A 12521-nucleotide genomic window follows, 5' to 3' on the forward strand; every position below is an offset into this window, starting at 1 on the left:
GCGCGGCAGGAGAAGGGATCGGGGAAGCGCGCTGGCCGTCGCGCGCGCCGCCGCCATGCCGCGGCCCGTGCGCGGCACCGGCCGGACCGGCCCGCTTCCCCCGCCCCGCCCGCTTGCGCGGACCGGGCCCGCGACCGGCCGGACCGTCAGGCCCGGCGCGGTCCGCGCCTTACTTCTTCATCAGTGCGCACTTCGACTCGGCCACCGTGGTGAAGGCCTGGTCGCCCGGGATGGTCGCCACCACCTTCAGGTAGTCCCAGGGCTTCTTCGACTCGGCCGGCGACTTCACCTGCATCAGGTACATGTCGTGGATGCCGCGACCGTCCTGGCGGATGTAGCCCTTGGTGTAGAAGTCGTTGATCTTCATCTTCTTCAGCTCGGCCATGACCTTGTCCGGATCGTCCGTCTTGGCCGCTTCCACCGCCTTCAGGTAGGTGCGCGCGGCCGAGTAGTCGGCCGCCTGCAGGCTGCTCGGCATCTTCTTCATCTTGCCGAAGAAACGATTGGCGAACTTGCGCGTCTCGTCGTTCATGTCCCAGTACCAGCTGTCGGTCATCAGCAGGCCTTCGGTGTTCTTCAGCCCGAGGCTGTGGATATCGTTGATGAACATCAGCAGGCCGGCGATCTTCATCGTCTTGGTGATGCCGAATTCCTTGGCCGCCTTGATCGCGTTGATGGTGTCGCCGCCGGCGTTGGCCAGGCCCAGGATCTGCGCCTTCGACGCCTGCGCCTGCAGCAGGAAGGACGAGAAGTCGGAAGCCGACAGCGGATGGCGCACCGAACCCACCACGGTGCCGCCATTGGCCTTGACCACCGCTGCCGTATCGTTCTCCAGCGAGTGGCCGAAGGCGTAGTCGGCGGTCAGGAAGAACCACGACTTGCCGCCCTGCTTGACCACCGCGCTGCCGGTGCCCTTGGCCAGCGCCACCGTGTCATAGGCGTAGTGGACCGTGTAGGGCGTGCATTCCTCGTTGGTCAGGCGCGCGGTGCCGGCGCCGATATTGAAGTAGACCCGCTTCTTCTCCGCCGCGACCTTGTTCATGGCCAGGCCGGTGGCCGAATTGGTGCCGCCGATCAGCACGTCCAGGCCCTGCTGGTCCATCCATTCGCGCGCCTTCGAGGCGGCGATGTCGGCCTTGTTCTGGTGGTCGGCCGAGACCAGCTCGATCGGCTTGCCGAGCACCTTGCCGCCGGCATCCTCGATCGCCATCTTGATCGCCTCGAGGCCGCCCGGGCCGTCGATGTCGGCATACAGGCCCGACATGTCGGTGATGTAGCCGATCTTGACCGTGTCACCCGACACCTGCGCCGCAGCCATACCCGATACCGTGCCCATTGCCAAGGCAGCCATCGCGGCCGCCAGCCGAGTCATCTTCATTGCTTGTCTCCTGAGTTGCGGCGGCCCCTACGCCGCCGGTTGCTGCTCTTGCACCATGCTGCGACCCGCTCGCGCGGGTCAGACCCCAAGCAGTTCATGCAGCACCGGCATCTTCTGCTGCAGTTCGGCGGCGCCGAAGCGTTCGACGATGGCGCCGTGCTCCATCACGTAGAAGCGGTCCGCCAATGGCGCCGCGAAGCGGAAGTTCTGCTCCACCATCACGACCGTGTAGCCCTTCTTCTTCAGGGTCAGGATCATGCGCGCCAGCGCCTGCACGATCACCGGCGCCAGCCCTTCCGAGATCTCGTCGAGCAGCAGCAGGTTGGCGCCGGTGCGCAGGATGCGCCCGACCGCCAGCATCTGCTGCTCCCCGCCCGACAGGCGCGTGCCCTGGCTCTGGCGGCGCTCCTTCAGGTTGGGGAACATCTCGTAGATCTCGGCCTCGCTCATGCCCGCGCCCTGCCCTTTCAGGTGCGGCGGCAGCAGCAGGTTCTCCTCGCACGACAGGCTGGAGAAGATGCCGCGCTCCTCGGGGCAGTAGCCGATGCCGCAATGCGCGATCTTGTGCGTCGGCAGCTGGATGGTCTCGCGCCCGTTGACCCGGATCGAGCCCTTGCGCGCACCGGTCAGGCCCATGATGGCGCGCAGCGTGGTAGTGCGCCCGGCGCCGTTGCGCCCGAGCAGCGTGACCACCTCGCCGCGGTTCACGGTCAGGTCCACGCCGTGCAGGATGTGAGATTCGCCATACCATGCGTGCAGGTCGCGGATTTCCAGCGCAGGCGTACCGGCCGCGCCCGCTTGTGTACCCACTTCGGTGCTCATGTCGCTGTCCTTTCGCCCTGTCGGCGTGCTCAGTGGGCGCCCTGCAGCTCGGCGTCGGCGGTGCCCATATAGGCTTCCATCACGCGCGGGTCCTTCGACACCTCCGCGTACGGGCCCTCGGCGAGAATGGCCCCGCGCTGCAGCACCGTGATCTTGTCGGCGATCGACGAGACCACGTTCATATTGTGTTCGACCATCAGGATGGTGCGCCCCGCCGACACCTTCTTGATCAATTGCGTGACGCGGTCGACGTCCTCGTGACCCATGCCCTGGGTGGGCTCGTCGAGCAGCATCAGCTCGGGCTCCATCGCCAGCGTAGTGGCAATCTCCAGCGCGCGCTTGCGGCCGTAGGGCATGTTCACCGTGACGGTGTCGGCGAACTCGGTCAGGCCGACCTGCTCGAGCAGTTCCATGGCGCGGTCGTTCAGCACTTCCAGCGAACGCTCGCTGCGCCAGAAGTGCATCGCGGTGCCGAGCTGACGCTGCAGGCCGATGCGCACGTTCTCCAGCGCGGTCAGGTGCGGGAACACCGCCGAGATCTGGAAGGAACGGATCACGCCGCGGCGCGCGATCTGCGCGGGCCTCTCGCGCGTGATGTCGATGCCGTTGAAGAGGATGGTGCCGGAGGTCGGCTCCAGGAACTTGGTCAGCAGATTGAAGCAGGTCGTCTTGCCTGCCCCGTTGGGGCCGATCAGCGCGTGGATGGCGCCGCGCCGCACGCGCAGGCTGACATCGCTGACGGCGGTGAACCCCTTGAACTCCTTGGTGAGGTTCCGTGTTTCCAGGATGGTTTCCTGTTGATTCATAGTCTCCTGCCCGCCCTCTTGCTGGATGCCGGCTCGTGCCCGGCACTGACAAATGGTTGGAACCGTCGCGCGCATCTCTCCCGGAGATGTCGTGTCCGCGCTTCGACCGTTCGCGGCACGCCTGGTCCGCGCGCCGCACGTCTTTTATTCTTCTTGCCGCCATGCAGCGCTGCCCGCTGCCCGCGTCTTCCGTGATCGGCCGGAGAGCGCGTGTGCAGGCTGCTGCACGGATTGAGGCGTCTATTGTGTGCGCCTGCTGCGTCGCAAAACATCCGGGTTTGCACTAATCATGAAACATGAACCACGTGTCATGTTCATGACGTCGGTGCGGCCCCTCCGAAGGACGGGATCGCCGCTCGCGCGCAGGCCGCGCACCGCCCTCGCTCAAGCCGTGCGGCGCCAGTCTTCGCGGATCATGTCACTGGCCCGTTCGGCGATCATGATGGTGGGCGAATTGGTGTTTCCCGAGGTGATCAGCGGCATCACCGAGGCGTCCACCACGCGCAAGCCGGCCACGCCGCGCACCCGCAGGCGCGGATCGACCACGGCCTGCTCATCGTCGGCACGGCCCATGCGGCAGGTACCGACCGGATGGAAGATAGTGGTGCCGATCTTGCCGGCCGCCTCGGCCAGCGCCTCGTCGCTCTCCGCGCCGGGACCCGGCAGCCACTCCTGCGGACGGAACGGCGCCAGCGCGGGCGAGGCCACGATGCGCCGCGTCAGGCGCAGCGAATCGGCCGCCACCTTGCGGTCCTCTTCCGTCGACAGGTAGCGCGGGGCGATGACCGGCGGCCGGCGGAAGTCAGCGGCCTCGATATGCACGCTGCCGCGCGAGCTCGGGCGCAGGTTGCACACGCTGGCGGTGAAGGCGTTGAAGCTGTGCAGCGGCTCGCCGAACTTGTCGAGCGAGAGCGGCTGCACGTGATATTCGAGATTGGGGCGCGCCTGGCCGGGATCGGAGCGCGCAAAGGCGCCGAGCTGCGACGGCGCCATGCTCATCGGGCCGCTCTGGTTGACGACGTACTGCAGGCCGATGCCGAGCTTGCCCCACCAGTGCGCGACCTGTGTATTGAGCGTGCGTACGCCGTCCACCTTGACCACCGTGCGCAGCTGCAAGTGGTCCTGCAGGTTCTCGCCGACGCCCGGCAGCGCCTGGCGCACGGCGATGCCCAGCGCGCGCAGGCGTTCCGGCTGGCCGATGCCCGACAGTTCCAGCAGCTGCGGTGTATTGACCGCGCCCGCCGCCAGGATCACCTCGCGCGCGGCGCGGGCCTCGTGCTGCCGGCCGGCGCCGGTGAAGCGCACCCCGTGGCAGCGCTGCCCGTCGAAGGTCAGCTCACTGACCTGGGCACCGGTGATGATGGTCAGGTTGGGCCGATCCGAGGCGCCACGCAGGAAGGCCTTCGAAGTGTTCCAGCGGATACCGCGGCGCTGGTTGACCTCGAAATAGCCGACGCCGAAGTTGTCGCCCCGGTTGAAATCGTCGGTGCGCGGAATGCCGGCCTGCTCGGCCGCGTCCATGAAGCGCTCCAGCACTTCCCAGCGCAGCCGCTGCCCTTCGACACGCCATTCACCGCCGGCGCCGTGGAATTCGCTGGCACCGCGATGGTGGTCTTCGCTGCGCTTGAACAACGGCAGCACCCGGTCCCAGCTCCAGCCTTCGTCGCCGCTCAGGCGCGCCCACGCGTCGTAGTCCTCGCGCTGCCCACGCATATAGATCATGCCGTTGATCGAGGACGAGCCGCCCAGCACGCGCCCGCGCGGATAGCCGAGCGAGCGCCCGTCCAGCCCGGCCTCGGCCGCGGTGCGGTACAGCCAGTCGGTGCGCGGATTGCCGATGCAGTAGAGATAGCCCACCGGAATATGGATCCAGTGATAGTCGTCCTTGCCGCCGGCCTCCAGCAGCAGCACGTTGACATTGCTGTCCTGGCTCAGGCGGTTGGCCAGCACGCAGCCGGCCGAGCCGGCGCCGACGATGATGTAGTCGTAGGTCTCCATGTTTCCCTTGTCACGTCCTGTCGGTACGGCACCGGAGCGAGTTTGCATTTCCTCATGACCCTGGCGCGCTGCCGCGGTTCCCTGGCAGCGTGCCGTCGCGCGCAGACGGCTGGCATCCCGGCGGGCGACGGCAAGCGTCTCGCATTTGCGCACACTCGTCCAATGATTTATCGTCAAGCCCAATATAAGGATCGCAAAATATTGCAGCGCACTATCGGCTGCTCTCCGCCTGCCGTGGACCTCGTACAACTGCGCGCCTTCGTCGCTGTCGCGCGCGAAGGCAACCTGACCCGCGCCGCGCAGCGGCTGCACCTGACCCAGCCCGCCGTGAGCCTGCAGCTCAAGCACCTGCAGGCGGACTGGCAGCTCCGCCTGTTCCAGCGCACCGCTGCCGGCCTCGTGCTGAGCGCCGACGGCGCCGTGCTGCTGCCGCTGGCCGAACGCATCCTGGAGGCCGCGGGCGACCTGCAGCATACGGTCGGCGCGATGCACCACGCCGTGCGCGGCCAGCTCGCCATCGGCACCATCCTCGATCCCGAATTCACGCGCCTCGGCGTCACGCTGCGCGCCCTGGTCGAGCGCCATCCGCAGATCCGCACCGAACTGCGCCACGGCATGTCGGGCTGGGTGCTGCAGCAGGTACGCGCGGGCGCGCTCGATGCGGGCTTCTACCTCGGGCGTCCGCCCGAGAAGCTGTTCCATGCGCTGGCGCTGACGCCCTTCCGCTACTACGTGGTGGCGCCCAAGGGCTGGCGCGAACGCACCGCCCGGCGCTCCTGGGCGCAGCTTGCCGCGCTGCCGTGGATCTGGACGCCGCCCGAGTCGGCGCACAGCCGGCTGCTGAGCGCGCGCTTCGACAGCGTCGGCGCGGTGCCGGTCAAGGTGGCCCAGGTGGACCAGGAGGCGTCGATGCTGGACCTGGTGCGCTCGGGCGTGGGCCTGTCGCTGGTGCGCGACGCGATCGCACTGCGCGAATCGCACGCGCACGGCCTGGTGGTGCTGGAAGAAATGTCGGTGCAGACCGAGCTGACGCTGGTGACCCTGGCCGCGCGGCGCAACGAGCCGGCCATTGCCGCGCTGTTCGACCTCACCGCCGCGGTGTTCCAGCCCTGAGCCGGGCCATCGGGCAGCCCGGCGGCGTTCCGACGACGCTCAGGTGGTGCTCAGGTGGCGCTCAGGTGACGATCAGGCCGGCGGCGGCTGCAGCCGCTCGCGCAGCCAGCCGGTGAGCGCCGCCATCACTTCGCCGCGCAAGGGCTCGGCCTCGTTCAGCACTTCATGGAAGCCATGGTCGAACCAGGCCATGCGGCGCAGTTCGAGCGGCGCATGGTCGAAGAAGCGGCGGCTGCCCTCGGCATCGACCACGCGGTCGTCACCGCCGACCAGCATCAGCATCGGTGCTTCCAGCCGCGGCGCCTCGGCCTGCGCGCGCGGCATGCCGCGCAGGAAGACCTCCAGCATGCCGGCGGTGATGGTGGTCTGCACCAGCGGATCGGCACGGTAGGCGGCCACCACCGCCGCATCGTGCGAAAGCATGCGTGCATCGATCGGATTGGGAATGCGCAGGCGCGGCGCCAGCGTCAGCAGCACCCGCTGCAGCGTCAGCGCGGCGCCGCCCAGCCGCAGCGCCAGCGCCGGCGAGGACAGCACCAGCGCTCGGAGCGGGCGCACGCGCTGGGTGGCGAACCGTGCCGCGACCAGGCCGCCCATGCTGTGGCCGAACAGGAAGGGCAGCTCGTGCCACTGCGCCGTGGCCACGTCGTAGATCTCGGCCAGGTCGTCGACGAAGACATCGGGACGGTCGGCCACCATGCGCGCGCCACCGCTGGCGCCGTGGCCTCGCTGGTCGTAGGCACGCACGCGCAGGCCGAGCCCGCACAAGACCTGCGCCACGTGCTGGTAGCGGCCGCTGTGCTCGGCCAGGCCGTGCACCAGCAGCACGCTGCCGAGGGCGGCGGGAAAGCGGCTTGCATCGGGTTCCCAGGTGCGCAGCAGCAGTTCGGTGCCGTCACGCATGCGCTGGTGGCTGCGCAGCGCCACGCAGGCCGCCGCGGCTTCGGCGGCGGCGGCGCCTTGCGGCGGCACGGTGCCCGCGTCGGTAGTCGATTGCTCCATCCCTCTCCTCTCCCCCCAAGAGTCAGCCACGCGTCCACCGCACGTCCACCGCACGTCCACCACACGCCCAACCTGCGTCGGCGTACCACCTGCATAGCGCCGGCGAGCGGTCTCAGCCGCAGCACCCCGCCTGCCCGGCCCCGTCACGCTCCATGCCGCAGGCCATGTCGGCCAGGATCGGGCAGTCCGGGCGGTCGTCGCCGCTGCAGGCCTGCGCCAGCCGGTCCAGCGTGTCCCGCATCGACTGCAGTTCGGCGATGCGCTGGTCGAGTTCCGCCACATGCCTGAGCGTCAGCGCCTTGACGTCTGCGCTGGCCCGCGCGCGGTCGTGCCACAGCGACAGCAGGCCGCGGATCTCGTCCAGCGAGAAACCGAGGTTACGGGCACGCCGGACGAAACGCAAGGTATGGACCGCGCGTTCGTCGTAGCGGCGGTAGCCGCCGTCGCTGCGCGGCGCGGCATCGAGCAGGCCGATCGCTTCGTAGTGCCGGATCATCTTGGCGGAGACCCCCGAGGCCTGCGCCGCTTCGCCGATGTTCATGCTGCCTCCTGCGCGGGAACGGACTGGCCGGCGGAAGCGGGCCGCGTGGCGGCGGGCGGCGCCGGGCGCCAGCGCCGCAGCAGCAGCGCGTTGCTGACCACGCTGACGCTGGAGAAGGCCATGGCCGCGCCGGCCAGCATGGGGTTGAGCAGGCCGGCCATCGCCAGCGGGATGCCGACCACGTTGTAGATGAACGCCCAGAACAGGTTCTGCCGGATCTTGCCCACGGTACGGTGCGAGATCGACAGCGCGTCGGCCACCAGCGACGGGTCGCCGCGCATCAGCGTGATGCCGGCCGCCTGCATGGCGACATCGGTACCGGTGGACATGGCGATGCCCACGCTGGCGGCCGCCAGCGCCGGCGCATCGTTGATGCCGTCGCCGACCATCGCCACCACGATGCCGTCGCGCCCGAGCGCGGCCACGCGCTCCGCCTTGTCCTGCGGCAGCACCTCCGCCTGCACCTCGTCCAGCCCCAGCGCGCGGCCCACCTGCGCGGCCGCGCCGCGGTTGTCGCCGGTCAGCATCACCGTGCGGATGCCGGCCGCGCGCAGCCGCGCGATCGCCGCCGGCGCGCCGGGCTTGATCTCGTCGCCGAAGCCCACCAGGCCGAGCACACGCGGCGGCTCGGCCTGCAGCAGCCACGAGACGGTGCGCCCCGCCGCGCGCAGCGCCTCGGCATCGGCCTCCAGCGCGCCGGCCGGCGCGCCCATCGCTGCACGCAGGCCTTCGCTGCCGAGCCGCAGCGCCACACCATCCACGCTGCCGGCCACGCCCTGCCCCGGCAGCGCGCGCAGTTCGTCGGCCGGCACCACGGCCAACCCGCGTGCCTGCGCCGCGGCCAGCACCGCATGGGCCAGCGGATGCTCGCTGCCGGCCTGCAGCGCGGCCAGCCGCGCCAGCAGCGCCGTCTCGGCCTGCGCGTCCTGCCCTGCGGCCGCGCGCAACGCCACCACACGCGGCCGGCCCACCGTCAGCGTGCCGGTCTTGTCGAAGGCCACCACCTTGACGCGGTGCGCCACTTCGAGCGCCTCGGCGTCCTTGATCAGGATGCCGGCGCGTGCGCCGGCCCCGGTGCCGGCCATGATCGCCGCCGGCGTCGCCAGTCCCAGCGCACACGGGCAGGCGATCACCATCACCGCCACGGCGTTGATCAGGCCCGCCTGCCAGTCACTGCCGACGAGGCCCCAGCCCAGCAGCGTCAGCAGCGCCAGCCCCAGCACCACCGGCACGAACACCGCGCTGACCTGGTCGACCAGGCGCTGGATCGGCGCCTTGGCGGCCTGGGCGTGCTCGACCATGCGGATGATGCGCGCCAGCACGGTCTCGGCACCGATCGCCTCGGTGCGCGCCACCAGCAAGCCCTCCGAGTTGATGGCGCCGCCGGTCAGGCGATCGCCGGGCTGCTTCGGCACCGGCAGGCTTTCGCCGGTCAGCATCGACTCGTCGGCATGGCTGCGGCCTTCGATCACCACCGCATCGACCGGGATGCGCTCGCCCGGACGCACCACCACCTCGTCGCCGACGCGCACGGCGGCGAGCGGCAAGGTACTCTCGACCCCATCACGGCGCACGCGCGCCGTATCGGGCCGCAGCGCCGCCAGCGCACGGATGGCGTCGGCGGTCTGGCGCTTGGCGCGCGCCTCCAGCCACTTGCCCAGCCGCACCAGCGTGATGACCACGGCGGCGCTCTCGAAGTACAGGTGCGGCATGGCATCGGCCGGCGCGGCCAGCATCTGCCACAGCGACAAGCCATAGGCCGCCGAGGTGCCCAGCGCGACCAGCAGGTCCATATTGCCGGTACCGGCCCGCACCGCCTTGGCGCCGGCCTTGTAGAAGCGCCAGCCGAACACGAACTGCACCGGCGTGGCCAGCAGCCATTGCACCGCGCCGGGCAGCATCCAGTGCACACCGAACCATTCGAGCACCATCGGCGCCACCAGCGGCAGCGACAGCGCGGCCGACAGCGCCACCGGCCAGGGACCGTCCCAGAAGGCCGGACGCGCCTCGCCCGCGGCCGGCCGGCCGCCGTGCGGCACGGCGCCATAGCCGGCCCGCGCCACCGCCTGCACCAGCGTGTCCGCATCGGCGGTGCCGCGCAGCACCGTCACGCTGGCGCGCTCGGTGGCCAGGTTGACCTGGGCCTCCAGCACGCCGGGCACGGCGCGCAATGCGCGCTCCACCCGGCCCACGCAGGAAGCGCAGCTCATCTCGCTGACGTCGAGCTCGATCTCCTCGTGCGGCACCGCATAACCGGCCTGCTCGACCGCGCGCGCGGCCGCCGGCAGCACGCTGCCGTCGTCGGCGTGCAAGGTGGCCTGCTCGGTCGCCAGGTTGATGGCCACGTCGTGCACGCCGGGCACCTTGGCCAGCGCGTTCTCGACACGGCGCACGCAGGAGGCGCAGGTCATGCCTTCGATCGGCAGGCGCCATTCAGAGGGGGACAGGGAGGAAGAGGCGCTGGACATGATGGACCGTCGGTTCCGCAATGGGCGATGGACGTAGCATGGACGTTACCATGATGGGAAGGTCAAGGCTGGCGGGCACGCCATGCGGCGCATGCAACGCTTGCGCTTCCCACGATGGGAAGGTCCAGACTAGCATCATCGCGATCCCATCATCCAGTCACCCTTTCATCCCTCCAGGAGAAATCAGATGATCCAGTTCCAGGTAGAAGGCATGTCCTGCGGCCATTGCGTCGGCGCCATCACGCGCGCGGTGCAGGCCGTCGATCCGGCCGCGCAGGTGTCGGCCGACGTGGCCGCCCAGGCCGTCCGCGTGGAAAGCCAGGCCGATGTGCTGGCGCTGCGCCAGGCCATCGAGACGGCCGGCTATCCGGTCAAGTCGGTGGCCTGATCCCACATCGCAGGCAAGAAAAAAAGCGCCCCGCGGGGCGCTTTTTCCGTTGCGTGGCGTCGGGCCGCGTCCGAAGACGGAAGTCAGAAGCGATAGCCGACGTTCAGGTAGGTCACGACCGGATCCAGCTTGATCTTGGTATGCGACACGATGGTCACCGGACCGCGCTGGGTGGTGAAGGTGGCGGTGGTCGACAGCGGCAAGTAGGACACGGAGAGACCCACGAACCACTTGTCGGTGATGGCGTAGTTGGCGCCGATGTTGAAGACCGGGTTCCACGACGACTTGGCGCTCGCGCTAATGGAAGCCCCGGGGCCGTAGGTGCCGGTCACGAAGGACTGGTTGGTCACCTGGGCAGCGGTGAACCACGTGTAGTTCACGCCGATGCCGACATAGGGGCGGAGCTTGGTGGTGGCATCGAAGAAGTGGTACTGCACCAGCACCGCCGGGCTCCACTGCCGCACCGAGCCGAGCTTGCCGTACTGGGCGAACGAGCCCTGGCCGGTGATGTCATGCTTGGGCGGGATGCCGGCGACGATCTCGCCCGCGATGTTGTCGGTAAAGAAATGCGTGAAGGCGAGGCCCAGCGTATCGGCCGACTCCACCTTGGCGCCGGTGCCTGGCTGGGGCTGGCCGAACGGCACGCCGTTGACGCTGTCCAGTGTGAGCGGATCCGCCGATCCCGTCGGCATGACCCGGAACCAGCCCAGGCTGACGATATTGCTACCCGCGGATTGTGCCTGCGCAGCACCGGCCAGCAGCATGGCAGCGCCCGCGATCAGCATCTTCTTGTACTGAAAACTCATTCCTCGCACTCCGTCTTCCGATTTCCGATTTCTTGTTCTGAATTTCTGCTGAATCCTGCTGAATTTCCGCGTTACCGCGAGCGTGCATTATCTCGTCAGAAATCGTATGACTGTTTCAAACCCTGCTGGGAATCATAGAAGAACTCACCTAAACCGAGGGTTAACCATCAAGAACTCCCCGGCTATCCGTACAGATGGATCCCAAACTGTGACTAATTTGCCACGGTCGAATCCGCCGCGTCCTGCTGGCTGGCGAGCACGCAGGCCGCGAGGTCCCACAGCGCATAACCGACGCTCTTGAAGACCAGCGGACTGCCGGCGCGCGCACGGATCGCCTCGGCCTCGAGGACCGCGCTTTCGAACGGCTGCACGCGCGCCCAGTCGACGCCGGCTTGCAGCAGGTCGCCGGCTTCTTCCTCGATGCCGAACAGGGTATCGGCCAGCAGCCGCCCGGCCTGCTGCGCCGCCAGGCAGAGGCGCGCGGGCAGCTCGCACATCTCGGGCCGGAAGGCCCCCACCGCGGCCACGAAATGCTCATCGCGCCACAGGCCGCCATCGAGATCCGGCAGCACCGGGCTGAGGCTGGACGTCACCGTGACCACCATCGACACGCGCGGCAGCACCGTCGCCACCGCGTCCGCCACCTCGGCCTCGACACCCAGCGTGCGCGCGTGCGCCACCAGCGCCTGCGCCTTGTCCCGTGTGCGCGAGTGCACCCATACGCGCCGCACCGGCAGGCCGGCCACGAAGGCCTCGAGGTGCGTCAAGGCCTGCACGCCCGCGCCGACGATCAGCAGTTCGCCATCCGGGCGCGCGGCGAAGGACTGGGCTGCCAGCAGCGACACGGCCGCGGTGCGGCGGCCCGTGACGGTCGGGCCGTCCAGCAGGGCGATCCGCTCGCCGGTGCCGGCCCGCGCCACCACCACCTCGCCCAGGATATTGGGCAGGCCGCGGCGCGGGTTGTCCGGATGGACGGTGATGTTCTTGGTCATCACCAGCTCCGCATTGCAGGCGGGCATCACCAGCAGCGTGCCGGCGCCTGCCTCGGCGTCGCCCACCGGCAAGGCGATGCGGGGCGGCGCCTTGGCCGTGCCGGCGCGCAGTTCGGCCAGCATGGCGGCGATGGCGCGCGCCAGTGCGGGATATGGCAGGCGCGCCGCGGTGCTGGCGGCATCGAGAACGGCGAATGACATGACGGG

General features: G+C 69.3%; 11 protein-coding genes. 2 read left to right on the plus strand and 9 right to left on the minus strand.

Annotated features, from left to right (window positions below; genetic code table 11):
• Positions 1 to 169: 169 nt before the first annotated feature.
• From BKK81_RS01400 to BKK81_RS01415, 4 genes are all read right to left on the minus strand, one after another.
• Entirely contained in the window at positions 170 to 1378 is a 1209-nt protein-coding gene (locus tag BKK81_RS01400; RefSeq protein ID WP_071010423.1) for an ABC transporter substrate-binding protein, read from the minus strand.
• A 78-nt stretch (positions 1379 to 1456) separates the two neighbouring features.
• Entirely contained in the window at positions 1457 to 2200 is a 744-nt protein-coding gene (locus BKK81_RS01405; RefSeq protein ID WP_071010425.1) for an ABC transporter ATP-binding protein, read from the minus strand.
• A gap of 29 nt (positions 2201 to 2229) precedes the next feature.
• Positions 2230 to 3006, minus strand: a complete 777-nt coding sequence (locus BKK81_RS01410; protein ID WP_071010427.1) for an ABC transporter ATP-binding protein — start codon at positions 3004 to 3006, stop codon at positions 2230 to 2232.
• A gap of 384 nt (positions 3007 to 3390) precedes the next feature.
• On the minus strand, positions 3391 to 5004 hold the full coding sequence (locus BKK81_RS01415; protein WP_071010429.1) for a GMC family oxidoreductase: 1614 nt from the start codon (positions 5002 to 5004) through the stop codon (positions 3391 to 3393).
• 234 nt (positions 5005 to 5238) lie between these two features.
• On the opposite strand from BKK81_RS01415, the gene BKK81_RS01420 reads away from it, so the two are divergent.
• Positions 5239 to 6117, plus strand: a complete 879-nt coding sequence (locus BKK81_RS01420) for a LysR family transcriptional regulator (RefSeq protein WP_071010430.1) — start codon at positions 5239 to 5241, stop codon at positions 6115 to 6117.
• A 72-nt stretch (positions 6118 to 6189) separates the two neighbouring features.
• Here BKK81_RS01420 and BKK81_RS01425 read toward each other — a convergent pair whose 3' ends face one another.
• The 3 genes from BKK81_RS01425 to BKK81_RS01435 form a co-directional block, all read right to left on the minus strand.
• Positions 6190 to 7119 carry an alpha/beta hydrolase gene (locus BKK81_RS01425; protein WP_071010431.1) on the minus strand — a complete coding sequence of 310 codons (930 nt, stop codon included), beginning with the start codon at positions 7117 to 7119 and terminating at the stop codon, positions 6190 to 6192.
• Positions 7120 to 7231: 112 nt separating this feature from the next.
• Positions 7232 to 7660 carry a Cu(I)-responsive transcriptional regulator gene (gene cueR, locus BKK81_RS01430; RefSeq protein WP_071010432.1) on the minus strand — a complete coding sequence of 143 codons (429 nt, stop codon included), beginning with the start codon at positions 7658 to 7660 and terminating at the stop codon, positions 7232 to 7234.
• Complete coding sequence (locus tag BKK81_RS01435; RefSeq protein ID WP_071010433.1) at positions 7657 to 10128, minus strand: heavy metal translocating P-type ATPase; 2472 nt, start codon at positions 10126 to 10128, stop codon at positions 7657 to 7659. Before BKK81_RS01435 ends, cueR begins: the two co-directional genes overlap by 4 nt.
• Before the next feature lie 187 nt (positions 10129 to 10315).
• On the opposite strand from BKK81_RS01435, the gene BKK81_RS01440 reads away from it, so the two are divergent.
• Positions 10316 to 10516, plus strand: a complete 201-nt coding sequence (locus BKK81_RS01440; protein ID WP_071010434.1) for a heavy-metal-associated domain-containing protein — start codon at positions 10316 to 10318, stop codon at positions 10514 to 10516.
• Between the two features lie 83 nt (positions 10517 to 10599).
• Here BKK81_RS01440 and BKK81_RS01445 read toward each other — a convergent pair whose 3' ends face one another.
• Both BKK81_RS01445 and BKK81_RS01450 read right to left on the minus strand, forming a co-directional pair.
• On the minus strand, positions 10600 to 11322 hold the full coding sequence (locus tag BKK81_RS01445; protein WP_071010435.1) for an OmpW/AlkL family protein: 723 nt from the start codon (positions 11320 to 11322) through the stop codon (positions 10600 to 10602).
• Positions 11323 to 11534: 212 nt separating this feature from the next.
• Positions 11535 to 12515 (minus strand): delta(1)-pyrroline-2-carboxylate reductase family protein, encoded by a 981-nt coding sequence (locus BKK81_RS01450; protein WP_071010436.1) that lies wholly within the window; start codon positions 12513 to 12515, stop codon positions 11535 to 11537.
• Positions 12516 to 12521 lie beyond the last annotated feature (6 nt).

The sequence above is a fragment of the Cupriavidus sp. USMAHM13 genome (genome assembly GCF_001854285.1).
Taxonomy (GTDB): Bacteria; Pseudomonadota; Gammaproteobacteria; order Burkholderiales; family Burkholderiaceae; genus Cupriavidus; species Cupriavidus malaysiensis.

Excerpts from the sequence above, each read along its gene's own strand:
- BKK81_RS01400 (WP_071010423.1), bottom strand. The coding sequence starts at position 1,378 with ATGAAGATGACTCGGCTGGCGGCCGCGATGGCTGCCTTGGCAATGGGC.
- BKK81_RS01405 (WP_071010425.1), bottom strand. The coding sequence starts at position 2,200 with ATGAGCACCGAAGTGGGTACACAAGCGGGCGCGGCCGGTACGCCTGCG.
- BKK81_RS01410 (WP_071010427.1), bottom strand. The coding sequence starts at position 3,006 with ATGAATCAACAGGAAACCATCCTGGAAACACGGAACCTCACCAAGGAG.
- BKK81_RS01415 (WP_071010429.1), bottom strand. The coding sequence starts at position 5,004 with ATGGAGACCTACGACTACATCATCGTCGGCGCCGGCTCGGCCGGCTGC.
- BKK81_RS01425 (WP_071010431.1), bottom strand. The coding sequence starts at position 7,119 with ATGGAGCAATCGACTACCGACGCGGGCACCGTGCCGCCGCAAGGCGCC.
- cueR (WP_071010432.1), bottom strand. The coding sequence starts at position 7,660 with ATGAACATCGGCGAAGCGGCGCAGGCCTCGGGGGTCTCCGCCAAGATG.
- BKK81_RS01435 (WP_071010433.1), bottom strand. The coding sequence starts at position 10,128 with ATGTCCAGCGCCTCTTCCTCCCTGTCCCCCTCTGAATGGCGCCTGCCG.
- BKK81_RS01440 (WP_071010434.1), top strand. The coding sequence starts at position 10,316 with ATGATCCAGTTCCAGGTAGAAGGCATGTCCTGCGGCCATTGCGTCGGC.
- BKK81_RS01445 (WP_071010435.1), bottom strand. The coding sequence starts at position 11,322 with ATGAGTTTTCAGTACAAGAAGATGCTGATCGCGGGCGCTGCCATGCTG.
- BKK81_RS01450 (WP_071010436.1), bottom strand. The coding sequence starts at position 12,515 with ATGTCATTCGCCGTTCTCGATGCCGCCAGCACCGCGGCGCGCCTGCCA.